Consider the following 23,977-nt stretch of genomic DNA (forward strand, 5'->3'; position numbering starts at 1 on the left):
ATCGCCCTGCTGGACCCTGGCCACATAGGTGCCCAGCAGGGCGAGTGCCTGCCCCCGTGCACCGGCGCGCGGGTGGCTTCACCAATCAGCGCCTTGACAGGACCCGCCCGAGGCGGACTCGACCTGCAGGGTCGCGTGCTCGATCTCGAACTGCTCGCGCAGGACCACGCTGGCAGCGGTGAGCACCGCCTGTTCGGACTGTCCATCAGCAGCGACCAGGTGAGCCGTGGCCACGTCCATACCGGAGGTCAGCTGCCACACGTGAAGGTCGTGCACGTCGGCGACCCCCTCCACCTCCGCCAGCGCGGTGAGGATTTCCTGAGGCTCCACACCGGCGGGTGCATGCTGCCCCAGGACGGCGAGGACCTCACGGCCCAGCATCAGGGCCCGAACGGCCACGAAGACGGCGATGGCCAGGGCCACGACCGTGTCCCAGAAAGACTGGCCGGTCCACAACACGAGCAGGCCGGCGACGATCACACCGACCGACCCGATGGCGTCGGCCATCACCTCCAGGTAGGCGCCCTTCACGTTCAGGCTCTCCCCAGCACCCCCGCGCAACAGGATGATGCCGACGGCGTTGATCGCCAGCCCGACCACGCCGACCACGAGCATGACTCCGGAGGTCGGCTCGACCGGCTGGCCGAACCGGCGAACCCCCTCCACCACGATGTACACCGCCACGCCCAGCATCATCAGCACGGCGAGTCCGGATGCGAACACCTCGGCCCGGTAGCGGCCGTAGGTGCGCCGCCCCGTGGTGTCCGCCATCGCGGCCAAGCGTGTGGCAAGCAGCGCGGCGCCGAGGGTGACCACGTCGGCCGCCATGTGCCCCGCATCACTGATCAGCGCGAGGGACCCGCTGACCACACCGGCGACCAACTCCACCACGAAGAACATCGCGGTCAGGCCGAACGTGACCGCCAGCCGCCACCGGTGCCGGCTGGACGCCGAGACTGCGGCCCCCTGCCCGTGCGAGTGCCCCCCGCTCATCCGAGCACCTCCGCCCCGTCTGTCTCGTGCAGGGCATGCTCACGCGTCACGTCGAGCAGCAGACGGACGTGCGCGTCCGACAGGCGGTAGAAGACGTTGCGGCCCTCCCGGCGTCCGGCCACCACACCCGCGGTGCGCAACAGCCGCAACGCCTGCGACACCGTGGCCTCCGCGGTGTCGGTGGCCGCAGCGAGGTCACACACGCACAACTCGCCCGCCTCCAGCAGGGCGTACAGCAACCGGGACCGCGTCGGATCACCCAGCAACTTGAACAGGCCCGTCACCCGGACCAGGGCCTCCTCGCGGGGGGCCGCCTCCCGCACCATCCGCACCCGATCGGGGTGGACGCACGCGACGGCACACCCATCGAGCCCCACAACCTGCTCCATCAAAGACTCCTTCATCTGATCAGATGTTCAGATGTATTGAATCACGAAAGGTGTCCCTTCAGCGCCCCGGTTCCAGATCGGCCACCTCGACGACGCCGCGGTGCAGCTTGCCCCCACTCACCAGCGAGGGGATCGTCATCGTCCGGATGTCTTCCTCGACGACGCGCATCCCCTCAGTGATCGCCGCGTCGACCAGCTCGGACGAGGCCAGCGCGCCCACCTGTTCCACTTGGCTGGGGCTGTAGCCGGCCTCGGTGAGCCAGCGGTGGAGCTGATCGCGAGCCTCGTCGCGGGTGGCCTGCTCGTTGAACCACACCTGCCAGGACGTCCCGTCGGTCTGCTGGCCGGTGAAGATGCGCTCCAGGATCATCCAGTCGGTGGGGTCGTTCGCGCGAGCGGCGTCTCCTGCCTCGGTCATTCGGATGGCGGTGAGGTACTCCGCGACCAGGGGGGAGTTCCTGAAGCGCGGGGCGAGGTCGCGTCCGATCGGATAGACGATGTAGGTCACGTTGTTGGCCTCGGCGAAGCCCGACTCCTTCACGTTGCGGAACAGTTGGGCGCAGAAGCGGCAGCCGGGGTCGATGACCTCCACCGCCACCGGAAGGCCCTCCCGCTCGCCACCGAGGTAGCTGGCCTGAGCCGGTACGTAGTCGGTGGCCTCCCAGGTCCGGAACCGGTTCGGGATGGCCATGATCGTGTCACCCAGGTCGGAGACCTCCGTGCTGAAGGCACCGACCACGTCTCCCTTGAGGAGCAGTGCGCCGAAGTTGCGCTCCTCCGAACCGATCCCGCAGCCTTGGGCCGACGACAACGAGCAAGCGGTGGGGTCCTGCTTGTTGCAGGTGCCATACGCCAGCAGGTTCAGGCCGCTGACCACCACGATGTACAGGCTCACCACCATCGAGATGACCATCACCCAGGCCGACACCTCGATCGCGACGGACGCCGGCTTGACGAGCCGGGGACTCCGCAGCGCCAGCGGGGCGAGCAGCGAGTTCTCGACGTCCTCACGGAAGGTGGTGTCGCACGGGCGGAAAGTCACCTTCCGGGAGAAGCAGCCCCAGGCTCGGCCCAGCATCTTGCGGTGCTTGGCCGAGACGGCCGAGAGCACCAGCAGGACGAAGAACGCAGCTATGCAGAGCATCACAGGCCCTTCATGAGAGGGGTCATCGTGTCGACGGCCCGTGCGACATCGTCGCTGGTGTTGTGCGCCCCGAGGCTGAACCGAACCAAGGGCGGAAGCTGCCGTTGCTCCACGAGCCAGTGGTGGGCACAGAAGTAGCCGCTGCGCACCATGACCCCCGCACGCGACAGGAAGGTCGCCAAGCGGTGGGCGTCCACCCGCTCGGGGACGAACGTCACCAAGGATGACCCCCGCTGACTGAGCAGGCGCAGGTTCGGCAGTGCGACCAGGCCATCGTGGAGCTCCTCGGCCAGGCGCCGCTCGCGCGTCGCGAGATCCTGCCCCGACGCCTTGCGGTACCCGTCCACCCAAGCCAGGGCCGCCCCGAGCGCGATGATCTCCCCCCACGGTTGCAGGCCGCCCTCCAGGCGAGTGTGCGGTTCGGTGTGAAGGGTGTACGCGTCCGCCGTCACCGCCGACACTTGGCCTCCGCCCAGGAACGACAGCTCCAGGCTCTCCAGGAGTTCGGAGGTGGCCGCCACGACGCCCAGTGACGCGCCGTAGACCTTGTGACCCGAGAAGCAGATCGCATCGGGCTGGAGCCCGCGCAGGTGGGCCAGCCCGTGTGCCATGGCTTGCGCCGCGTCCAGGATGACCGTGCCACCCCGGGCTTGGGTGCCGGTGATGAGCTCGGACAACCCGGGGGTGGCCGTTCCATCGACGTTGTTCATCGCCGAGACGACGACCAAGGCATCGGTGAGGTCGTCATCACGGTACTGAAGTGCACCGTCGGTTCCCCGGTTGAGCAGGACGCGCTCGACCCCTGTCCGCTGGGCGAACGCCATGGTGCTGAGGAACACCGAGTTGTGCTCGGTGTGGGTGGTCACCACCCTGCGGTAGCGCCCGGAGGGGAGTTGGTTCAGCAGCAGGTTCAGCCCGTAGGTGGTGTTGAGGGTGAAGGAGGCCGCGTAGCGCTTCGGCGACAGGCCCAGCGCGGCCAGGACGGCCGCCCGCGCATCGGCGACCTTGTCGTCCACCTTCCGGCCCCAGGCGTACTGCACGCGCTCCCCGCACGCGTTGTACGTCAGGTAATAGTCGTTCATCGCGTCGACCACGGGCTGCGGGCGGAGGGTCTGGCAGGCCGAGTCGAAGTACGACTGGTCCGCCGGCAGGTACTCGAACCCGAATCGGGCGCCCGTCTCAGCGGGGGTGGTGGGGCTGGGTCGGGCGAAGAGGCCCCGCCTCATCGCGTCGTCCCGGAGGCGATGGCCTTGTCGATCGGGTCGGTGAGGTCAGTGAGCCGCCTGAGTTCGAGCTTCTTGCCGTTGAGGAAGAACGTGGGCGTCCCGGTCACCCCCATCTTCTTGCCGTCGTTGGAGTCCTCCTCGATGCGGGCCTTGGTGGCCGGCGAGGCAATCGCGGAGTCGTAGGCGTTCAGGTCGAGGCCCAGTTCCTGGGCGTAGCTGCGGAACAGGGCGGCCTCCGACACCTTCTTCTCGCCCCACTTCGTCTGGTTCTCGAACAGCTTGCCGATCATGTCCTCCATCCGTCCCTGCTGAGCGGCCGCCTCGACTGCCAACGCGGCATTCATCGAGTTGAAATGCCCGCCGAGCGGGAAGTAGCGGACGACGAAGTTGATCTTGCCCGCGTAGTGCTGGCGCAACTCCTCCACGACCGGATACATCGCTCCACACGACTCGCACTCGAGGTCGACGAACTCCACCAAGGTCGGCGCCTGCGGGCCGACACGGTCGAGCACGTGGGAGTTGGCCCGAGCACCGGGCAGGATCGGTTCACCGTTCGGGCCCGCGGCGGGCGCGGCCTGACCACAGGCCGATAGGAGCAAGGCGAGGACGAAGGCGACGGCGACGGCGACGCTGGTGCGTCGGCGCGGGGGCTGGGCGATATTCATGAAAGGTTCTCCTGAAGAAGTCTTGGGATGCGCTGGACGCCCGACCATGCGGACGCGCTCGTGCCGACGACCCCGCCGGGGAATCTGCCTGCACCTGAAGAAGGGACGGCGTACGCCGTCGAAGCGACCTACCGAACGCAGGCAGGTGGGCCACGGGGTGGCGCCAGCCGGTGACACCCCGCACGCACGAGCATGACCTCGTACGGCACTGTGACGAGGCGAGGCGTCGGGGACAGCCCAAGCGTCGGAAGGTAGGTGGCCAGCCGCGTCCGCACCCAGCGGCGAAGGTCACCGAAGGTACCCCGGATCCACAACCCCAAGCCAAGTGACAGCCCCAGGTTGAACAAGGCCACGGCCAGGGCCGATGTGGACAGCACCACCAAGAATTGGACCACCGGCCCGAACTCCGCCCCAGGCAACAAGAAACGTTCCGGACACGCAACGGACTCGACGAGCAGGTCGAAATGGATCCCCAAAGGGGCCAACCCGGGGATCGGCGCGATGCACCCACCCCCGCCCCAACCCAACGACGGGCCGATGCGCCACAGACCCACGAACCCCAGCACCACGAGCAGGACACCGCCCGCAGCGCTACGTCGCCAGTCGTGACCCATCACAACCCCTCAAGAAGATGGCAGTATCCTAGTGGCGAAGCAGTCGGATTGTGTCAACCGGACGAACCCCGTTCCCGACAGCCTTGTCGCCGTACTCGACGCCTGGGATTCACCCACCAGCAGGGCCTTCCCCGACCTGCGTTCGTGGAAACGCGGTGGATTCTGGGTATCGGGTAACCCGGACACAACCGACACCGCAGACGTACGACTCTGGGCATGACAGCGATGTCACGCACATCGGCAAAGGAGGGCATTCGATGGGCCTGCTAGTGCGGGCCCGTGGTTGTGCCCGTGGACGTGGGGTTGCTCGCCCCCTCGAGCCTGGTTGCAGCAGGTGCGGTTGATAGGCCGGAGTCGTCGGGCGGTGAGGTCGACCACGGTTGGTTCGTCGTTGATGAGCATGGCGATACGTCCCCACCAGCCGTCGGGGTACTTGTGCCCGCCGAACAGCAGGGCCGGTTGCCAGACGCCGGCATCGTCGCGGGCCTGGACGTGTTTCGCGGGGGAGGGCGTCGCGGTGTTGTTGGTCCGGGCGAGGCGTTCGGCCAGGGTTCCGAACTCGGAGGGGATTCGCGACGACATGCCTCAATGCTACAAAGAATCGCTCACCTGTTCGAGATGGCGTCGGTTCGAGGGAGGGTGCGCTGGTGGCGTTCGTGGGCGGTGTCCCAGGTGGTGCCGGGCACGCTCGCGTAGGGGGTGTGCCCGTACTCAGAACACCAGGCCGAGATGGTGATGTTGTGGCTGTAGTCAGATCCGGTGTTGCAGTACACGCACAACGGCTCCAGGGAGGAGCCGGCGGGTTCGACGAACGTGTGGTCGTAGCGGTCTTGCCCGGCGGTGGCCAACACGAGGGCACGTTGCAGCACGGGGAGTAGGTCGGGGGCGTCGTTAGCTTCGATGGTGACGGGCTCGCCGCGTGAAGCAGTGATCCGCGCCCAGGGTCGGGTGTCGGTGCCCAGGGCGAGGTTCGTGACCGTGTCGACCAGCTCGACCAGGCGGCGTCCGGTGAAGGTTCCGTGCTCGCTGTAGGTGTGGTCGGTGTCGTAGCGGTCGTCGAGGCGGTGGAGGCGGATGGCTCCATGGCCGGGATCGTCGACGCTGAGTTCGGCCCAAGTCCGGCCCGTGGGGGTTTCGGGATACCAGGTGATGGCCATCATCCCTCCGGAGGGTCGTTGTCGATGGTTGTCCACAGCCGGCTGACCGTGGCAGGTCGCGACCGTTCAGGGGCCGCGGAGAGCTGGGGCGTATCCGAGTCGCGTGCGACCGTGTCGATGCCCACCACCGAGGCCAGGGGCGCGTCCTCGAGCCCGCCGATGAACCACTCCAGGAACACGATCCACCAACGTCGATAAATCGACGCTGACCACGGATCAGAAGGTTGGGGGTTCGAGTCCCTCCAAGCGCGCAACTGCCCCGCACCAGGCAACTGGTGCGGGGCTTCACTTTGAGCGGCACTCGGGATCAACTCGACTGCGGACATCCCGAACACTTCCGCGGTCAACTCCAAGTCACCCGCAGCCGCCCTGACGAGGCGCTGGTCGTGGAGCGGGAGTTCCTGCACCCGGTCCCGTCGAACCCCACACCGCCGCGCTGGGCCAAGCCCGCGTGGTCGCCGCCGATCAGACGGTGTCGTTCGGGGCCGGCCGTCGGGAGGTGGCTGACTTGCTGGCCGCAGGAGAGGCGTCACCGAACCGCCGCACGGGGGGCGCGGAAGTGCCAGCATGGGAAGGTCCCACGACACGAGGAGCTCCATGTCCACCATCCTTCTCCACTGCGGCAACCACTTCGACGGGGCATCCGATGCGATGGGGGGCGCCGTCGACATCCTCGTCACGGACGGCACGATCGTGGCGATGGGGACTGACCTCGACGCCCCGGACGACGCCGCCGAGATCGACCTCACCGGGTACACCGTCACGCCGGGCTTCATCGACACCCACGTCCACCTCACATGGGCTCGCCCCTCATCACCCAGACCCTCTGGTCGGCGCCCCGGAAGGCCCTGACCGGCCTCTCCCTGGCGAACCGCTACATGAACATCGGCTTCACCACCATCCGCGACCTCGGCGCGGCCGACCCCGACTGGCCGGTCGTGGACATCCGGAACGCCATCAACGCCGGCGAGGTGCCGGGCCCGCGCCTGTTCGTCGCGCCGCACTTCATCTCCCCCACCGGCGGCCATGGCGACCTGGACAACTTCTTCCACGAGCGCTGGGGATTCAGGATCTCCGACACCGCCGACTCCCTCGGCGACATCCGGCGGACCGTCCGCCGTGAGCACCGCGGGGGCGGTGACTGGGTGAAGACCACCAACGCCGGCGGCTACCATTCCGCAGGCGACGACCCGGCGGTGTGCACCTGGTTCCAGGAGGAGATGGACGCCGTGGTCGAGGCCTCTTCGCAACTGGGCATTTACGTCGCCGTCCACTGCGGCTCCGCCGATTCGGTGACCCAGGCGATCAAGGCCGGCGTCCGCTCCCTCGAGCACGCCTACATGATCGACGCCGAGGGCATCGAATTGGCCGAGAACTCCGACGTCTTCCTCGTCCCGACCATGTACCTCAACGTCGCCGACGTGAAGGCCCTTGAAGCTGGCACCCTGCCCGGCTACATCGTCCCGAAGTTCACCCGCGACCTGGAGAAGATCCAGCAGGCACAGAAGATGATCGCGGCCTCGGAGAAGGTCAAGATCGCGTTCGGCACTGACGCCGGCATGTTCCCCTTCGACGACGGCGCCAAGGAGTTCGCGGCGATGGTCGAGTGTGGCATCGGCCCGGCCCGGTCGCTGCGCGCCGGCATGTCCGTCGCCGCGGAACTGCTCCGGATCGACGACCGGGTCGGCACCCTCCGCGAAGGGATGGTCGCCGACATCGTGGCCATGCCCGGCGACCCGATCGCGGACATCACCGCCACCGAACGCGTCTGCTTCGTCATGAAGGACGGGAACGTCATCCGCGACGACAGCTGACCCTTCCAGCGACCAACCCAGCGCCCATCCCCAGTTGGCACCGAGAGGGAGACGTTGGTGCCCCTGTTGTCCCGCGCTGGCCTTGGTGTCGGCGAGGTGTCTTGCACCCCGGCAATCACCGCCCGGGAGGTCGGCATCCTCACGGTGGTGGGCACGGGAGTGCGGCACCGCGCGCCCGGCCTGAGCCGCCTGCGCTGGCCCAGCTCAGTGGCTACGCCCCGGACATGGTTCAAGCTCTTCACCACCGCAGTGTGGTGAAGAGCTTGGGTTGACGGCGCCCCCGTGGTGGGGGGCTGAAGAGAAACGGGCGATCAGGTCAGAGCTGGTGGGCCTGGGCCATGTCCTCGGAAACCTCGTTCCACACCTGGATGATGTCGTTGAGCTTCATGGCGGTCCCCCTTCACTCGACGGCACCAACGTGAGCCTGCGCTACCTGTACACCGTGGTGGCCAGCGGCGACGAGGCGCTGCTGCTGTTGCGCCTCCACCCCGACGACGAGGCGGCAGCCCTGTTGGAGTCGGTCGGCCACTGAGCCTGGCGCAGGCTGGGGGCACCAGACACACCCCCCGGGAGTATCAAGTGATTTTCGCCCGATCGCGTGGCCTTGCCCGACCGACAGTCGTACTATGAAGCGTAGTAGAAGGCCGCGCCGCGGTGTCGCTTGTCGGGACGGACGGGCCGAATCCGACGCGCGTCAGGAACGGTTCATGAGCATTGCGAAATACCCCGGAATCCCCTCGGTCATCAACGGCAACGGAGCCGTGGCCCACGTCATGCAGCACGTGTGCGGTGGGGTGATCGGATACCCCATCACGCCGTCGACCGAGATCGCCGAGTTGTTCGAGGCCGCCCGCTCGGCTGGTGGCATGAACGTGTTCGGCAAGCACCCGTTCTTCTTCGAGCCCGAAGGCGAGCACTCGGCGCAGTCGGGGGCGCTCGGAGCTGCGCTGACCGGGGGCCAGTTCGTGTCGAACGCCTCCTCCTCCCAGGGGATCCTCTACGCGATGGAGTCGCACTTCGTCACGGTGGGCAAGAAGGTGGGCGGCTTCGTGCTGCAGGTGGCCGCCCGCGTGGTCAGCAAGCACTCCCTCAACGTGATGGCCGGGCACGACGACATCTACGCCCTGTTGCCCTCGGGGTACACCATCCTGTTCGGCGCCGACCCGCAGGAGGCCGCCGACCTGGCGGCCATCAGCTACCGCACCGCCGCGTTGTCGCTGATCCCGGTGGCCAACGCGATGGACGGCTTCTCGACCTCCCACATGATGTCCGAGGCCCTGCTGCCCGAGCCCGCCCTGCTGCGCGAGTACCTCGGTGACCCGGCCGGCCGCATCGCGTGCCCGACGGTCGCCCAGGAGATCCTGTTCGGCGCCAAGGGTCGCGTCGCCCAGCTCGAGGCCTGGCTCGCACGCCGGGCCGACGCCTTCGACGCCGCCGCGCTGGCCGCCCTCCTCGAGCACCTCGAGGCGAACGCCGACGCCATCGAGCCGGACGCCGCGGGCGTCGGCCTCGACGCCACGGTGCGCTGGGTGCCCGAGGGCCTGCGCGCGGCGTGGGGCCGGCAGTGGCGCCAGGCGCACCAGCGCGGCACCCGCCAGCTGGTCCCCGCGTTGGTCGACCCGAACAACCCCGGCCTCACCGGTCCGGTGCAGAACCAGCCCGACTTCCAGGCCGGCGCCGTCGACCACCGCACCCACTTCGCCGCCGACGTCCCCGGCCTGGTCCGTCGGGCGATGGACGAGTACGCCGAGCTGACCGGACGCCGGTACTCGCCCGTGATGACGTACGACAACGAGGACGCCGAGGTCGTCATGGTCGCGCTCGGGTCGGTCAGCGACGACGTCCGCGCCGTGCTGCCCGTGCTCCGCGCGCAGGGCATCAAGGCGGGCCTCGTGTCGGTGAAGTGCCTCCAGCCGTTCCCGGAGGCCGAGGTCGTGGCCGCGCTCGACGGCAAGCGGGCCGTGCTGGTGCTCGAGCGCTCGGACCAGATGGCGCTCACCCCGCTCGTCACCACCGCGCTCCACAAGGGGCGGGACAACGCCGACACGGGCAAGCGCCACGCCGGCGTCCCCTGCCTGAAGTACCCCAACCCCCAGCTGTCCAGCGCGATCTTCGGCCTGGGTGGGCACGACCTGCAGCCGCGGCACCTCGTGGCGGCCTTCAAGGCCCTGGACGCCGAGTCGATGCCCCCGCTGGTGTACCTCGGCAGCCAGTTCTACGACCCGGACCCCGATCCGGAACTGAAGGGGCTGCAGGACCGGCTGCGCGTCGCCTACCCGCTCACCCAACACATGGCGCTGGAGACCGAGCCGAACCCGAGGCTGCTGCCCGAGGACGGCCTGCGGATCAGGTTCCACTCGGTCGGCGGCTACGGCACGATCGCGACCGGCAAGCTGCTCACGGACATCCTCGCGGGCGTCCTCGACATGCACAGCAAGTCGGCCCCCAAGTACGGCTCGGAGAAGTCCGGCGCGGCGACGAACTACTACATCACGCTGAGCCCCGAGCCGGTGCTGGTCACCAACGCCGAACTCGAGGAGGTCGAGGTCGTCATCAGCCCCGACCACAAGGTGTTCAGCCACACGAACCCGCTCAGGGGCCTCGCCGAGGGCGGCACGTTCATCCTGCAGTCGAGCGAGTCGCCCGAGCAGGTGTGGCGCGACCTGCCCACCGCCGCCCGGCGCCACATCCGGGACCACCACATCAAGTTCCTGGTCATCGACGCGTTCGCCGTGGCCGCACGGCACGCCCCCGACCCCGCGCTGCAGACCCGCATGATGGGCATCGCGTTCATCGGGGCCGTGGCCGCCCACGTCGACCAAGTGGCCGCCGGCGCCTCGCGCGAGGAGATCATGGCCAAGGTGCGGTCCCAGATCGCCAAGAAGTTCGGGGCGAAGGGTGCCTCGATCGTGGACGCCAACATGTCGGTCGTGCTCGACGGCGCCGAGGCGGCCGTCCTGGTCGACCACACGAGCCCCGAGCTGGCCGCGATCAGCGACCTCGTCGCGCCGCTGCCCCTGCGCACGGTGGCGCTCTCGGCCCAGATGGCGGACTGCGGCGCGGCGTGCGCGTCGGCGTCCGGCCTGTTCGACTTCAGCTACTACGACCTGATGACCGGACGCCACTTCCGGCAGGGCACGATCGCCGAGGCGCCCGTGCTCCCGGGCGCGGGCCTCTTCGTCCCGCCGGGCACCGCCGCGACCAAGGACAAGGGCCTGTTCCGCCGCCAGGTGCCCGTCTTCGTGCCGGAGCTGTGCACCGGCTGCATGGACTGCGCCGTGGTCTGCCCCGACGCCGCCATTCCGAACGCGGCCTTCGAACTCGACGACCTGCTGCGGACCGGCATCCGTGGCACGGCGCTGGACGCCGCCGCCAAGGCGCCGCTGGTGGCGGCCGTCCCCGCCCTGGCGGGCGCCGTGCGGGAGTCGTACCGGGCCTCCAAGAGGGACAACCGCCAGTTCGCCGACATCGTCGCGGAGGTCGGGCCGTCCGTCCTCGCGCCGGACGCCGCGGGCGCCCTCACGGCGCTGGTCGCCCACCTGCGCGGCTACCCGGTCGCCCGGACGCGGGCCTTCTTCAACGCGATGGAGGAGCGCGAGCCCGGCTCGGGCGGCCTGTTCGCCGCCACCGTCGACCCGTGGAAGTGCACCGGCTGCCTCGAGTGCGTCGAGGTCTGCGGCCCCCACGCCCTGGTCGCCACCGAGCAGGACGCCGACGTCCGGTCGATGCTCGACGAGCGCTTCGCGTTCCTGGCGGACGCCCCGAACACGCCCGAGCGGTTCCACGCGGCCGCGCTCGGCGAGGGCGGCGACCTCAAGCGCCTGCTGCTGGACCGCGACAACTACTACGCCTCGACCGGCGGCCACGGCGGCTGCCGCGGGTGCGGCGAGGTCACCGCCATCCGGCTCGTCATCGCGACGAGCCACGCGCTGGGCGAGAAGCGGAAGGCGGTACAGCTGGCGGAGGCCTCCGACCTGCTCGACCGGCTGGTCGCCAAGCGCGAGGGCGTGGACGACCCGGGGCGAGTGGCCCGCATCGACCAGGCGGTCGCGGGGCTCGAGCGCCACGTCTACCTGCTGGAGGGCGGGCCGACGGGGGAGGGACCGGCGTCCACCGTCATCGCCAACTCCACCGGCTGCTCGTCGGTGTACGCCTCGACGATGCCGTACAACCCGTACAACGACCCGTGGGTGAACAGCCTGTTCCAGGATGCGCAGCCGCTGGCCAAGGGCCTGTTCGAGGGGGTCGCGGCGCAGGCGCTCGACTCGGTGCGCGCGCTGCGCACCGCCCGGCTGGAACTGGCGGACGCCTACCGCCCAGACCGGGACGACGCCGCCTTGGCCATGCTCAGTTGGCAGGCCTTCACGCCCCAGGAGCTGGACCTGCTCCCGACGTTCCTCACCATCGGCGGTGACGGCGCCACCTACGACATCGGCTTCGGCGCGCTGTCGCGGGTCCTGACCTCGGGCACGCCCGTGAAGGCGATGGTGCTCAACACCGGCGCGTACAGCAACACCGGCGGGCAGGCCTCCACCGCCTCCTTCACCGGTCAGGACTCCGACCTGGCCCGCGCGGGCAGGGCGCACGCGGGCAAGACCGAGTCGCGCAAGGAGCTGGGCCTGCTGGCCAGCTTCCACCCGGACGTGTTCGTGGTGCAGACCGCGACGGCGATGCAGGGCCACTTCCTCAAGAACGCCGTGGAGTTCCTCAGCTACGCCGACGGCGCTGCGCTGCTGGACGTGTACACCCCGTGCCAGGGTGAGCACGGTATCGCCGACGAGCAGGCGACGAGCCGCGGCACGCTCGCGGTCCGCTCGCGCATGGCCCCCCTGTTCGTGCACGACCCGCGCCGGGGGAGCAGCATCTTCGACCGGTTCAGCATCGACGGCAACCCCGACGTGGCCGGACTGTGGGCGTCCAACACCCTCACCCACGCGGACGCCGACGGCTCCCTCAAGCAGGTGACGGTGCCGCTGACCCCGGCCGACTTCGCGCTGGGCGAGACCCGGTTCGCGAAGCAGTTCCGTCCGCTCCGGGCCGACGAGGACGCCACGGCGCTCCGCATCGACGAGTACGTCGAGCTGGACGCCGACGACCGCGAGGGCCGCGTCCCCTTCGTGACCACCACGGACGCCGACCTGCGGCTCACCCGGGTCGTGTGCGGACCGGCGATCGTCGCCCTCGTGGAGGAGCGCCGGCGCAACTGGGAACTCCTGCAGTACCTCTCGGGGCAGAAGGACGCCGAGGCGCGCGCCGAGCACGCCGCGGCCCTGGCGGAGCTGCGGGCCCGCGTCGAGGAGGCGTCCGGCCAGCGGGAGTCGTCGCTGGACGCGATCGCCCGCGCCATGAGCGAGCTCGCGGCGTCCGGACCTGGGGTGGAGCTCGCGCCGCTGGTCGCGCCGGCGTCCGCGGCCACCGCGTCCGGGGTGGTGACGGCACCGCGGCAGGCGCTCGCCGAGGCGGAGAGCAAGCAGGTCGTCCAGCTGCTCGAGGACGACCGGAGCCTGTGCACCGACTGCAAGACCTGCTACCAGGAGATGCCCGAGCTGTTCGAGACCACCCAGGTGATCGAGGACGGGGCGCTCCGGCAGGTGGCCCGGATGATCCCCGGCGCGCTGGAGAAGCTCCCGCTGACTCCCGAGAACATGGCCCGGATCCGCAAGGTCATCGACAACTGCGACAGCGAGATCATCCGATGACCACGATCGCGAACCGTCCGACGGCCGTCGAGGCCTACCTCGCGGCCCAGGCCCAGCTGGACGCCTCGCGCACCCAGATGGCGGCGCTGGCGTCCGACCCCGCGGTGGGCGCCTTCGAGGCCCAACTCGCGGTGCTCAAGCGGCAGCTCGCGAACGACCCCGCACAGTTCCGGGACCTGTTCATCCGCGACGGCCTGCAGCAGGTGGCGGCCGCCTTCGCCGAGGAGCGGCTGACGGCCAACTTCACCCGCCAGCTGTGGGCGGTGCTGCTCCGTGAGGACGACGCGAGCCTCGTGGTGCGGCGGTTCCTCTGGGACGCCCCGCTGCGCCTCAAGCGGAAGTTCATCGCCGGGCTGGATGCACACCTGTCCGACCGCTACCCGATGTTCGCCGGGCTGAGCCAGAACTGGCCGGCCGGCAACAACATCGGGCCGTACATCCGGCCGCCCGAGGAGCGCAACCGCGACTTCGAGCTGGTCAACACCGGCTACCTCGGCTACCTGAAGCTGGGGTACAGCCAGCGCGAGGTGGACACGTTCGTGTGGCTGGAGGCGCTGCGCGACAAGCAGTGCGCCGACAGCCCCTGCGAGCTGGGCGAACTGCTGCACAACGGGACGCGCAAGGGCGGCTGCCCGGTGCAGATCCACATCCCGGCCCTGCTGGACCTGCTGGGCCAGGGCAAGTTCGCCGAGGCGCTGGCGCTGCTGGAGTCGTGCAACCCGCTGCCGAACGTGACCGGCCGGGTCTGCCCGCAGGAGCTGCAGTGCCAGGGCGTCTGCGCCCACCAGAAGCGGCCCATCGAGATCGGGCAGTTGGAGTGGTTCCTGCCGCAACGGGAGAAGAAGGTCACCCCCGAGGAGATCGCCCGGCGCTACGGCGGCCGCCCCGACCCGTGGGCCACCGCCACCAAGCCGCCGATCGCCATCGTTGGCTCCGGCCCGGCGGGGCTGATCAACGCGTTCCTGCTCGCCGCGGACGGGTTCCCCGTCACGGTCTTCGAGGCGTTCCACGAGCTCGGCGGGGTGCTGCGCTACGGCATCCCCGAGTTCCGATTGCCGAACGAGCTCATCGACGACGTCGTGGAGAAGATCACGCTGCTCGGGGGGCGGTTCGTCCGCAACTTCGTCGTCGGCAAGACCGCCACGATCGAGGACCTGCGCGAGGCGGGCTTCGCCCGCATCTTCATCGGGACCGGCGCGGGCCTGCCCCAGTTCATGAACGTCCCGGGTGAGCACCTGATCAACGTGATGAGCGCCAACGAGTTCCTGACGCGCGTGAACCTCATGCAGGGGCTGGACGAGGAGTACGAGACCCCGCTGCCCGAGGTGGCCGGCAAGAAGGTGCTGGTGGTGGGTGGCGGCAACACCGCCATGGACGCCGCCCGCACCGCGTACCGCCTCGGCGGCGACGTGACGATCGTCTACCGGCGCACGCAGGACGCCATGCCCGCCCGCGTGGAGGAACTGCACCACGCGCTCGAGGAGGGCGTGAAGCTGCGCACCCTGCTGGCCCCCACGGAGTTCGTCGGCGACGACAACACCCACGTCGTCAAGGCCGCGCGCTGCGCGGTCATGGAACTCGGCGAGCCGGACGCCTCGGGCCGCCGGGCGCCCGTGCCGACGGGGGCGTCCGAGGTGCTGGCCGCCGACCTGGTGATCATGGCCCTGGGGAACGCCTCCAACCCGATCATCCGCGACAGCCAGCCCGACCTGGCCGTGACCGTCCGTGGCGCGATCCGGGTCGAGGAGGGCTCCCAGGCCACGTCGCTGAACAGCGTGCACTCCGGCGGCGACGCCGCCCGCGGCGGGTCCACGGCGATCCGGGCGGCCGGCGACGGGCAGGCCGCGGCCCGCGAGATGGCCGTCCTGGCGGCGTCCGTGCCCCCCGACGAGATCCGGGAGCGGGTGCACGGCGCGAAGCGGTTCACCAACCTCGCCGCGACGCAGCCCCGCATCGTCGCGAAGACCCCGCTCGCGCCCGGCATCGTGGAGTTCGAGGTGTACGCCCCGATCATCGCCAAGGCGGCGAGGGCCGGGCAGTTCGTGCGCGTCCTGGGCTGGCCCAACGGCGAGCTCATCCCGCTGACCGTGGCCGACTGGGACGCCGACGCCGGGACGATCAGCCTGGTCATCCAGGGCATGGGGACCTCCACGAAGCGGATGAACCAGATGGCGGTGGGGGAGACCTACGCCGGGATCGCCGGACCGTTGGGGCTGCCGTCCGAACTGCACCGGTACGCGGACGACGAGACCGTCGTGTTCACCGCGGGCGGGGTCGGCCTGCCGCCGGTGTACCCCATCGCGCGCGAGCACCTCGAGCTGGGCAACCACGTCACCCTGATCGTCGGCTTCCGCTCGGAGAGCCTGCTGTTCTGGAACGGCGAGGTCGGCCGGCTCACGTCGCTGAGGAAGCGCTACGGCGACCTGGTCGACATCGTCCTCACCTCCGACGACGGCAGCTTCGGCGTCCCGGGCATGGTGACCGGCCCGCTGAAGAAGATGCTTGAACAGGACCTCGCGGGCACCAGCACGAGGCGGGTCGCGGAGGTCGTGACCATCGGCCCGCCCCGGATGATGGAGGCGGTGTGCAACCTGACGCGTCCGTACGGGACGAAGACGGTGGCGAGCCTCAACTCGATCATGGTGGACGCCACGGGCATGTGCGGCGCCTGCATGGTGCCGGTGACCGTGGACGGGAAGCTGGTCCGCAAGCACGCCTGCATCGACGGGCCCGAGATCGACGGGCACATCATCGACTGGGCGAAGTTCCTCCCGCGGTTCGGCCAGTTCCGGGCGCGCGAGCGGGCCAGCATGGAGCGGGCCGGGCTGGCGTAGGGCGAGTAACGTCGTTCACGGTGGGTTCGAGTCCCTCCAAGCGCGCAACAGCCCCGCACCAGGTAACTGGTGCGGGGCTTCGCTTTGCACGATCGGCGGGGTGGCTCTCTCGGAGGGTGGGGCCTCGCAGGTGTGCAGTTGGAGCGATCATGTTTGAACGGTCCACGAGTTCGAGTCAGGGAGATGGCGGTCAGCCCAACATCTTGCCCCGATTGACGGACGCGAGGGCGGTGGCGGCCACCGCTTGGTCACCCACGTCGCCGAACCTCGCGGTGCTCAGCGCCAGGTCCAGCATCGCCGCAACGGTGGTGCGCTCGGTCCCGAAAACGCGGCTGGCGTCGAGGAACGTCGTACACAGGGCGTCAGCGCAGAGGCGGGTGGGATCGACGGAAACCTCTCCGATCGGGGCGGGTGCCTTGATGGAGTTGCCGCCGAGTCGGTCGTCGCTGAAGTACACGTTCAGGGCGGTGGCGAGTGCCTCGGCCTTGAGCTGGTCGGTGGCGTCGCCCTTGCGTGCGGCTTGGATGACCGACGAAACCCACGTGGCGGTGTCCGCACAGGTGGCGTCCGGGGCGAGGTCGCCGAACACGATCTCAGCGCGCAGCCACGTACCGAGGTCGCACAGCCCAGTCGTGGTGGACGCCTGTGTGATGAGCTTCTGCCCGTTCTTGCTGTTCCAGTAGCCGGTGCCCTTCGCGCCCGTGTGGACGAGCCCCTGGACCGCGATCGACGTCGCAGCGGACGACACGGCGAGATGGTTGGCGTCCTCGGCCTTGGTCGCGGTGACGGTGCACGTCCCGGACGCCGTGGCCGTCAGCGTCGACCCGACGATCGTGCACGACCCGGAATCCACGACGAACGACACGGCTCCCGTGCCCGAGCCGCCGGCGGTGGTCAGCTCGACGGGCTGTCCGACGAGTGCCGACGTCGTGGTGATGGTCAGCGCAGACTGGGGGGCCTTCGCGAAGGTGACCTCGGTCGCCGGCGAGTTGGTCGGGTCATACATGGAGTCGCCGGCCTTGGTCGCGGTCACGAGGCAGGTGCCAGCCGTGTCCGCGGTGAGGGCGAACGGCGTGCCCCCCACCGTGCAGCCGGACGCCGTGGCGTCCGTCGCCTGGAAGGTGACCTCGCCGGTTCCCGAACCGCCGGTGGCGATGAGGGTCAGGGGCTGTCCGTAGGTTCCCGTGGTCGACGAGAGGATCAGGGGCGCCTGAGCCAACTTGCCGATCGTGATGGTGTCCGTCGTGGAGGTGGACTCGTAGTTGGTGTCCCCGGCCTTGGTCGCCGTGACGACGCACTGCCCGGAGGCGGTGTTGGACAGGGTGGAGCCGGTCACCGAGCAGGGTCCGGAGTCGACCGTGTAGGTCACCGCGCCGCTGCCCGACCCGCCGCTGACCTGCAGGGCCAGATCGACGTTCACGTCCGCGCTGAGCGTCGTGAGGTGGAGGGGAGCCTGGGACGCCTTGGCGAAGGTGACGGTGGTCGGCGCCGAGGACACCTCCGCGTAGGTGCTGTCGGCGGCCTTCGTGGCGGTGACGATGCACGTCCCGGCGGAGCCCGCGGCGAGGGACCAGGGCGCGCTCGGGCTGACGACGCAGGCGGTGGCCGTACCGTCGACGGCGGTGAAGGTGAGCGCACCGGTGCCCGAGCCGCCGGTCGCGGTGAGGGCGACCGGGGAACCGTAGGTGCCTTGGGTGGACGCCACGAGGAGGAGTGCCTGGGGTGCCAGCCACGGCGCGGCCTCGATCGCGCCGACGGTGCAGCTTGTGGAGCCGGCAGCCGGTCCGCGGACGCCGCGCTGGTCGATGCGGGGGCAGGCGTCGACGCCGTTGAAGGTCGTCCCTTGGGGAATGCGGCCGATGGCGGTGCTTCCGGTCGCGGGCATCATCGTCAGGGTCGGGCCGCCGTTGTCCTGGAGTGCGCCGAGCATGGGGTCGACGCCTTGCATGTCCGTGGGTTGGCTCAGCCTGCACGACGTGTCGTTCGAGAGGTTGTACCCGAGGCTGGTGATCGTGCCTGACGCCGTCCTGCAGTTGGCCCAACCGTTGTTGGTCACGATGGTGCCCGCAAGGATCGTCGACGAGTTGTTGTTGATGATGCCGTTCGAGTTGTTGGCGACGGTGCTGCTGGTGAAGCGGAGCGTCCCGGTGTAGGTGAAGGCGGCTCCGCCGAAGCTTGCGTTGTTGCCGATGATGGTGCTGGTGGTGACGGTGAGGTTGTCCACATTGAAGGCGCCTCCCTTGTCGAAGGTGCGGTTGCCGGTGAACGTGCTGCCCGTGACGGTGACGGCACTGCTGTCGTAGGCGTGGACGCCGCCGCCGTGGCCATCGCTGACGTTGTTGTCCACGGTGCTGTCGACGATGGACACGGGGCCTCCCCCCGTGAAGATTCCGGCCCCGTAGACGGCCGTGTTGCCCGAGATCGTGCTGTTCTGGATTGTGGTCGATCCGTACCAGTTCATGAGGGCCCCGCCCTGGCTGAAGGCGTTGTTGTTCTCGAGGCGTGAGTTGCGCACGGTGAGCGCGGCACTGTTGAGGATGCCGGCGCCGTTGACCGCTGACCCGTTGGTGATGAGGAGGTGATCCAGCACCACGTTCCCGGAAGCCGTGGAGAACACGGGTCCGGAGCCGCCGGTTCCATCAATCACCGCGGGGGCCGAAGCGGGGGCGTCCGCGCCGGTGATGGTGACCGACTTGTTGATCTGCACCCGTTCGAAGAGGCGGCCGGAAACGTGGACCGTTCCACCGCCGGCGACCTGGCCCACCGCGTGGGCCAGCGACCCGCAGGGCGCCGAAGCCACGGCGCAGTCGTTGCCCGCATCGCTGCCGCCCTGGGCCACGAACACCTCCGTCACCACTGCGGACGCCGTGGGTGCGGCCAGGATGCCGCCGCTCATCACCGTCCCCAGCGCCACCGCTGTGAGACCTGCTCGCCGGGTGGCCTTCCGCCACCGGTGCTGCTCCTCCTGGTCCATGAACTTCCCTTCATCCGGCCCTTTGGGGTGGGTCCCAAGTGAGCGCACGGCCTGGTCGGGGTCGTGCAGCCCAACGTTGCCGGACGGTCGAGGCGTTCGACCATGGACTCAGGTCGCCGGTGGGTGGTGTCCCGTGCACGACGCTGCCCTGGCCCTCATCAGGCGCACGCAAGGGTGGCGCGCAAGCGGCTGCAACCGACTGCAGCTAAGCTGTCGGGAGAAGCGCCTCAGGTCGGCCGCTCGCACCCCGGAGGTGGGCCATGGAACGGAAGCCGACGATCTACTCGATCGCCAAGGCTCTCGGCGTGCACGCCTCGACGGTGTCACGGGCATTTTCCCGCCCAGAACTGGTGCGCGCAGAGGTGCGCGAGAAGATCCTCGCCAAGGCGGCTGAGCTGAACTTCGAACCGAATCCCGTTGCCAGGGGCTTGATCACGGGGAAGACGGGCATGATCGGCTTGTTGATCCCCGACATTGAGAACCCCTTCTTCGCGCCGGTGGTCCGATCGGTGCAGAAGGCGGCCGCGCGTGAAGGATTGAAGCTGCTGCTGATGGACTCCGACCGCACGCCGAGCGCCGAGGTCGCGTTGGTGGCGCAGGTCCGCCAGCAGGTTGATGGAATCGTCCTCGTGTCGCCTCGTCAGGCGCAGGGCAAGCTCTTGGAGGCTGCCTCTGGTACGCCGACCGTGTTCGTGAACCGGCCGCTCTCGGGTCGCACGAAGTCAGCCTCCGTCTCAGTGGACAACCAGCGGGCCCTGGGGCAGGCGGCGGACCACTTGTGGGCTCTCGGTCATCGCCGTTTCGCTGTGCTGCGGGGGCCCGCGAACAGCTGGGCTGCCGCCGCACGCGCGGACGCTGTCCTGGCGTGGGCCGCGGCCCGAGGAGCCTCCATGCACGAGATCGGCCCGTTCGAAGCGATGTTCGAGGGCGGTCTGGAGGCCGCTCCCTTGCTGGCCGAACGCGAGGCGACGGCCGCCTTGGCCTTTGACGACCTGATGGCACTGGGTGTTGTGGCGGGTTTGAACCGGCTGGGGCTTTCCGTCCCCACCGACGTGAGCATCGTCGGGTGTGACGATGTGCTGCTCGCCCGTACGGCGTCGCCCGCGCTCTCGACGATCCGGGCGCCGTTCACTGAGCTGGGCGAGGCGGTGGTCGCTCGCCTGGCCGCGCTTCTGAGGAACGCGGATCCGGGAAGCCCGGCGGTGCTCGAGGGGGAGTTCGTCATCCGCGACTCCACGGCGCCGGCCCCCGGCCAGTAGCGCCAAACGCGCCTTGACCCCAAGGTCACGCTCCCGCTAGGTTGATGCAACCGATTGCATCCCAAGGAGGGGACAATGTTGCAGGCCCCACGGCAGGCCGTTCGCATCGCGGCCGTCGTCATTTCTTTCGCCCTCGCAGCCAGCGGCTGCACCACTTCGACGCCCGGCAACGCCGCGGGCGCGTCCGAGTCCAAGACCGTTCTGAGGTTCACCTGGTGGGGCAACCAGGGCCGTGCCGACCGCACCGAGAAGGCCGTCGCCCTGTTCGAGGCGAAGAACCCGAACGTCGACGTGCAGACCGAGTTCCTCGACTGGACGCAGTACTGGGACAAGCTGTCCACCGACATCGCCGGCGGTAACGCTCCCGACCTGATCCAGATGTCGGAGGCCTACCAGAGCTCGTACACCGACAAGAAGGCCCTGGCCGACCTCACCCCGTTCGAGGGCAAGCAGCTCAAGCTCGACAGCCTCAACCCGGCGCTGCTCGACGGGGCGCGGGTCGCCGAGGGCCTGTACGCCATCCCGTTGTCGATGAACGCCCGGTCGGTCCAGTACTCGAAGACCGAGGCGGACAAGGCCGGGGTGAAGCTCCCGGAGAAGTGGACCTGGGCCGACTTCGCAAAGGTGATGGGCGATGCGGCCAAGGCGACGGGCAAGCCGGCAGCGGTCGACCCGGGCTTCTGGATCGAGAACTTTGAGCTCTGGCTGATGCAGAAGGGCAAGAGCCTGTACACCCCCACGGGGCTCGGCTTCGCCGAGGCCGACCTCACCGAGTTCTGGACGCAGACACAGGCCTGGGCCAAGGACGGCGTCGTGGCGAGCGCGCAGGTGACTTCGCCCATGGCCAGCGGTGGCACGGATGTCGCGGGCCTGGTCACCAAGGAGGTGCTCTTCGACTTCCGCTGGTCGAGCGAGAGCGTCATCTTCGACAAGCTGGGCACCGAGGACATCCAGGTCATCCAGCCTCCCGGCGAGTACCCGAACCCCGGCGTCTTCCAGCACCCGGCGATGCTTCTGAGCGTCACCTCCAAGTCGAAGCACCCTGAGCTGGCCGCGGAGCTGCTCAACTTCCTGGTCACCTCCCCGGAAGCGGCCAAGGAACTCGGCATGGAGCGCGGCGCCCCCGCGAGCTCGGCCGCGTCCGAGGCCATCGTCGACCAGCTCAGCCCGGCCGAGAAGGGCGTCGTGGCCTACCACGACTCGATCGCCGACCACGTGCACAAGACGCCGCTGGTCGTCCCGCCCGGTGGTGGCGAGATGCTGACGACCTTCACGCGTCTCTACGAGGAGGTGGCCTTCGGACGCACCCCGATCGCGGACGCGGCACGCCAGTTCACCCAGGGGGCGGACAAGGTGGCACGGGGCAATGCCTGACGTGCTCCACGGGGAGGCTGGTCCGGCGCGTGGGACGCGTCGGGCCGGCCTCTCGGCCGCCCGGACGCCGGCCCCCACTCAGACGCCGGCGTCCACGGCACGCCGACGGGGGACGCCCAGTGCCGCAACCCGTCAGCGCCGCGCCGGGCTCCTGATGATCGGCCCGTGGCTGCTGGGGTTCATCGGCATCACCCTGGTGCCGGCCCTCCTGTCGCTGTACTACTCCTTCACCGACTACGGCCTGCTGGCCGCCCCCGAGTGGGTGGGCCTGGCGAACTACCAGAGGATGTTCTTCGAGGACCCCCGGTTCTGGCGCTCGGTGGCGGTGACCGCGCAGTACGCCTTCGTGTCGGTGCCGTTGCAGCTGGGTTTCGCCCTGCTGCTCGCGACGTTCCTCAACAAGGGGTTGCGCGGGCTGGCCGTGTACCGTGCCCTGTTCTACCTGCCCTCGCTGCTCGGAGGCAGCGTGGCGATCGCCGTGCTGTGGCGCCAGGTCTTCGGCCCCTCCGGGGCGGTCAACCGGCTGCTCGCGCTCATGGGGATCGAGGGGCCGGCGTGGCTGTCCGACCCGAGCTGGACGCCGATCACGCTGGTGATCCTCAACGTGTGGATGTTCGGCTCTCCGATGGTGATCTTCCTCGCCGCGCTCCGGCAGATCCCCGGCGAACTGCTGGAGGCGGCCTTCGTCGACGGGGCGTCCCGATGGCAGCGTTTCCGCCACATCACCCTGCCCCTGTTGACGCCGATCATCTTCTTCAACCTGGTGCTGCAGTTCATCCACGCGTTCCAAGCGTTCACCCCGGCCTTCATCCTGAGTGGCGGCAAGGGCGGACCGGCCGACTCCACCCTGTTCTACTCGCTGTACCTCTACCAGGAAGGGTTCGCCAACCTTCGCATGGGATACGCCTCCGCCATGGCCTGGGTCCTGTTGCTGCTCACCGCCGGGTTCACCGCGATCAACTTCGGCCTCAGCAAGCTGTGGGTGCACGATGCCTGAGACCACTCGCCGCACATGGCTGGAATCCCTGGCCCGCCACAGCGTCGTCATCGCCGCCGTGGTCATCCTCCTCTACCCGTTGGGGTGGTTGTTGTATGCCTCCCTGCTGCCCACCGAGGCCATCTTCTCGGGCACGGGGACGCCGGATCAGCTCAGCCTCGACAACTACCTCCAGGGCTGGAGCGCGCTGAGCCACCCGTTCACCACCTACCTCATCAACTCGACGGTCCTCTCGCTGCTGGCGGTGGTCGGCAACCTCGTGGCCTGCACCATGGCCGCCTACGCGTTCGCCCGGCTCGACTTCCCGCTGCGCAAGGTGTTGTTCGGATTGATGCTCGGCATGATCATGCTGCCCATCCACGTGACCCTGATCCCGCAGTACTCGATGTTCACCGCCCTCGGGCTGGTGGACACCATCTGGCCCATCGTCATCCCCAAGTTCGTGGCCGTCGACTCGTTCTTCATCTTCCTGATGGTGCAGTTCATCCGCGGCCTGCCGACTGAGCTCGACCAAGCCGCCACCGTCGATGGGTGTGGGCCGATCCAGGTCTTCTGGCACATCATCCTGCCGCTGCTGAAGCCGGCCCTGGCGACCACCGCCACCTTCACCTTCATCTGGACCTGGAACGACTTCTTCGTGCAGCTCATCTACCTGTCGAGCCCCGAGAAGCAGACGGTCCCCTTGGCGGTGCGGATGTTCATGGACTCCACGGGTGCCTCGTCCTGGGGGCCGCTGTTCGCCATGGCCGTCGTCTCGCTCATCCCGTTGTTCCTCGTGTTCGTGTTCATGCAGCGGTTCCTCGTGGCAGGCATCGCAACCTCAGGACTGAAGTAGAAA

At 69.1% G+C, this 23,977-nt stretch carries 16 protein-coding genes; 8 read left to right on the forward strand and 8 right to left on the reverse strand.

What is annotated here, in order from left to right; all coding sequences use genetic code 11:
* Window positions 1–78 precede the first annotated feature (78 nt).
* From AC5YDV_RS06560 to AC5YDV_RS06590, 7 genes are all read right to left on the reverse strand, one after another.
* Window positions 79–993: a cation diffusion facilitator family transporter gene (locus AC5YDV_RS06560; protein WP_188334698.1), complete on the reverse strand. Its 915-nt coding sequence runs from the start codon at window positions 991–993 to the stop codon at window positions 79–81.
* Window positions 990–1,382, reverse strand: a complete 393-nt coding sequence (locus AC5YDV_RS06565; protein ID WP_188334699.1) for an ArsR/SmtB family transcription factor — start codon at window positions 1,380–1,382, stop codon at window positions 990–992. Before AC5YDV_RS06565 ends, AC5YDV_RS06560 begins: the two co-directional genes overlap by 4 nt.
* A 58-nt stretch (window positions 1,383–1,440) precedes the next feature.
* On the reverse strand, window positions 1,441–2,526 hold the full coding sequence (locus tag AC5YDV_RS06570; protein ID WP_188334700.1) for a DsbA family protein: 1,086 nt from the start codon (window positions 2,524–2,526) through the stop codon (window positions 1,441–1,443).
* Entirely contained in the window at window positions 2,526–3,752 is a 1,227-nt protein-coding gene (locus tag AC5YDV_RS06575) for an aminotransferase class V-fold PLP-dependent enzyme (protein ID WP_188334701.1), read from the reverse strand. Before AC5YDV_RS06575 ends, AC5YDV_RS06570 begins: the two co-directional genes overlap by 1 nt.
* Window positions 3,749–4,417 (reverse strand): DsbA family protein, encoded by a 669-nt coding sequence (locus AC5YDV_RS06580; RefSeq protein ID WP_188334702.1) that lies wholly within the window; start codon window positions 4,415–4,417, stop codon window positions 3,749–3,751. The genes AC5YDV_RS06575 and AC5YDV_RS06580 overlap by 4 nt, the downstream gene beginning before the upstream one ends.
* An 842-nt stretch (window positions 4,418–5,259) precedes the next feature.
* Window positions 5,260–5,613 (reverse strand): hypothetical protein, encoded by a 354-nt coding sequence (locus AC5YDV_RS06585; protein ID WP_496192440.1) that lies wholly within the window; start codon window positions 5,611–5,613, stop codon window positions 5,260–5,262.
* A gap of 23 nt (window positions 5,614–5,636) precedes the next feature.
* Window positions 5,637–6,188, reverse strand: coding sequence for a hypothetical protein (locus tag AC5YDV_RS06590; protein ID WP_496192441.1), 552 nt, complete (start codon window positions 6,186–6,188; stop codon window positions 5,637–5,639).
* A gap of 597 nt (window positions 6,189–6,785) precedes the next feature.
* Between AC5YDV_RS06590 and AC5YDV_RS06595 the strand changes: the two genes are divergently transcribed.
* The 4 genes from AC5YDV_RS06595 to AC5YDV_RS06610 all read left to right on the forward strand — a co-directional run bounded on the left by AC5YDV_RS06595 (window position 6,786) and on the right by AC5YDV_RS06610 (window position 16,535).
* The gene (locus AC5YDV_RS06595) at window positions 6,786–7,040 is read left to right on the forward strand and encodes a hypothetical protein (RefSeq protein ID WP_496183743.1); all 255 of its coding nucleotides are present in this window, start codon (window positions 6,786–6,788) and stop codon (window positions 7,038–7,040) included.
* Window positions 6,986–8,002, forward strand: coding sequence for a metal-dependent hydrolase family protein (locus AC5YDV_RS06600; protein WP_496183744.1), 1,017 nt, complete (start codon window positions 6,986–6,988; stop codon window positions 8,000–8,002). Before AC5YDV_RS06595 ends, AC5YDV_RS06600 begins: the two co-directional genes overlap by 55 nt.
* 707 nt (window positions 8,003–8,709) lie before the next feature.
* Entirely contained in the window at window positions 8,710–13,701 is a 4,992-nt protein-coding gene (locus AC5YDV_RS06605; protein ID WP_496183745.1) for a 2-oxoacid:acceptor oxidoreductase family protein, read from the forward strand.
* On the forward strand, window positions 13,698–16,535 hold the full coding sequence (locus AC5YDV_RS06610; RefSeq protein ID WP_496183746.1) for a sulfide/dihydroorotate dehydrogenase-like FAD/NAD-binding protein: 2,838 nt from the start codon (window positions 13,698–13,700) through the stop codon (window positions 16,533–16,535). The genes AC5YDV_RS06605 and AC5YDV_RS06610 overlap by 4 nt, the downstream gene beginning before the upstream one ends.
* A 190-nt stretch (window positions 16,536–16,725) precedes the next feature.
* On the opposite strand, the gene AC5YDV_RS06615 is transcribed toward AC5YDV_RS06610, so the two are convergent.
* On the reverse strand, window positions 16,726–19,509 hold the full coding sequence (locus AC5YDV_RS06615; protein ID WP_496183747.1) for a choice-of-anchor Q domain-containing protein: 2,784 nt from the start codon (window positions 19,507–19,509) through the stop codon (window positions 16,726–16,728).
* Between the two features lie 260 nt (window positions 19,510–19,769).
* Between AC5YDV_RS06615 and AC5YDV_RS06620 the strand changes: the two genes are divergently transcribed.
* The 4 genes from AC5YDV_RS06620 to AC5YDV_RS06635 all read left to right on the forward strand — a co-directional run bounded on the left by AC5YDV_RS06620 (window position 19,770) and on the right by AC5YDV_RS06635 (window position 23,974).
* Window positions 19,770–20,768 carry a LacI family DNA-binding transcriptional regulator gene (locus tag AC5YDV_RS06620; RefSeq protein ID WP_496183748.1) on the forward strand — a complete coding sequence of 333 codons (999 nt, stop codon included), beginning with the start codon at window positions 19,770–19,772 and terminating at the stop codon, window positions 20,766–20,768.
* Between the two features lie 75 nt (window positions 20,769–20,843).
* Window positions 20,844–22,142 carry an ABC transporter substrate-binding protein gene (locus AC5YDV_RS06625; RefSeq protein WP_496183749.1) on the forward strand — a complete coding sequence of 433 codons (1,299 nt, stop codon included), beginning with the start codon at window positions 20,844–20,846 and terminating at the stop codon, window positions 22,140–22,142.
* On the forward strand, window positions 22,135–23,139 hold the full coding sequence (locus tag AC5YDV_RS06630) for a carbohydrate ABC transporter permease (RefSeq protein WP_496183750.1): 1,005 nt from the start codon (window positions 22,135–22,137) through the stop codon (window positions 23,137–23,139). The genes AC5YDV_RS06625 and AC5YDV_RS06630 overlap by 8 nt, the downstream gene beginning before the upstream one ends.
* Window positions 23,132–23,974: a carbohydrate ABC transporter permease gene (locus AC5YDV_RS06635; protein ID WP_496183751.1), complete on the forward strand. Its 843-nt coding sequence runs from the start codon at window positions 23,132–23,134 to the stop codon at window positions 23,972–23,974. Before AC5YDV_RS06630 ends, AC5YDV_RS06635 begins: the two co-directional genes overlap by 8 nt.
* The last annotated feature ends 3 nt before the right edge of the window (window positions 23,975–23,977 follow it).

The sequence above is a fragment of the Propioniciclava sp. LT432 genome, from assembly GCF_059515965.1.

Bases quoted from the DNA above. Each gene is read 5' to 3' on its own strand.
- AC5YDV_RS06605 (WP_496183745.1), top strand. From the start codon at position 8,710: ATGAGCATTGCGAAATACCCCGGAATCCCCTCGGTCATCAACGGCAAC.
- AC5YDV_RS06585 (WP_496192440.1), bottom strand. From the start codon at position 5,613: ATGTCGTCGCGAATCCCCTCCGAGTTCGGAACCCTGGCCGAACGCCTC.
- AC5YDV_RS06625 (WP_496183749.1), top strand. From the start codon at position 20,844: ATGTTGCAGGCCCCACGGCAGGCCGTTCGCATCGCGGCCGTCGTCATT.
- AC5YDV_RS06600 (WP_496183744.1), top strand. From the start codon at position 6,986: ATGGGCTCGCCCCTCATCACCCAGACCCTCTGGTCGGCGCCCCGGAAG.
- AC5YDV_RS06615 (WP_496183747.1), bottom strand. From the start codon at position 19,509: ATGGACCAGGAGGAGCAGCACCGGTGGCGGAAGGCCACCCGGCGAGCA.
- AC5YDV_RS06580 (WP_188334702.1), bottom strand. From the start codon at position 4,417: ATGAATATCGCCCAGCCCCCGCGCCGACGCACCAGCGTCGCCGTCGCC.
- AC5YDV_RS06595 (WP_496183743.1), top strand. From the start codon at position 6,786: ATGTCCACCATCCTTCTCCACTGCGGCAACCACTTCGACGGGGCATCC.
- AC5YDV_RS06590 (WP_496192441.1), bottom strand. From the start codon at position 6,188: ATGGCCATCACCTGGTATCCCGAAACCCCCACGGGCCGGACTTGGGCC.
- AC5YDV_RS06570 (WP_188334700.1), bottom strand. From the start codon at position 2,526: ATGCTCTGCATAGCTGCGTTCTTCGTCCTGCTGGTGCTCTCGGCCGTC.
- AC5YDV_RS06630 (WP_496183750.1), top strand. From the start codon at position 22,135: ATGCCTGACGTGCTCCACGGGGAGGCTGGTCCGGCGCGTGGGACGCGT.
- AC5YDV_RS06560 (WP_188334698.1), bottom strand. From the start codon at position 993: ATGAGCGGGGGGCACTCGCACGGGCAGGGGGCCGCAGTCTCGGCGTCC.
- AC5YDV_RS06620 (WP_496183748.1), top strand. From the start codon at position 19,770: ATGGAACGGAAGCCGACGATCTACTCGATCGCCAAGGCTCTCGGCGTG.
- AC5YDV_RS06610 (WP_496183746.1), top strand. From the start codon at position 13,698: ATGACCACGATCGCGAACCGTCCGACGGCCGTCGAGGCCTACCTCGCG.
- AC5YDV_RS06565 (WP_188334699.1), bottom strand. From the start codon at position 1,382: ATGGAGCAGGTTGTGGGGCTCGATGGGTGTGCCGTCGCGTGCGTCCAC.
- AC5YDV_RS06635 (WP_496183751.1), top strand. From the start codon at position 23,132: ATGCCTGAGACCACTCGCCGCACATGGCTGGAATCCCTGGCCCGCCAC.
- AC5YDV_RS06575 (WP_188334701.1), bottom strand. From the start codon at position 3,752: ATGAGGCGGGGCCTCTTCGCCCGACCCAGCCCCACCACCCCCGCTGAG.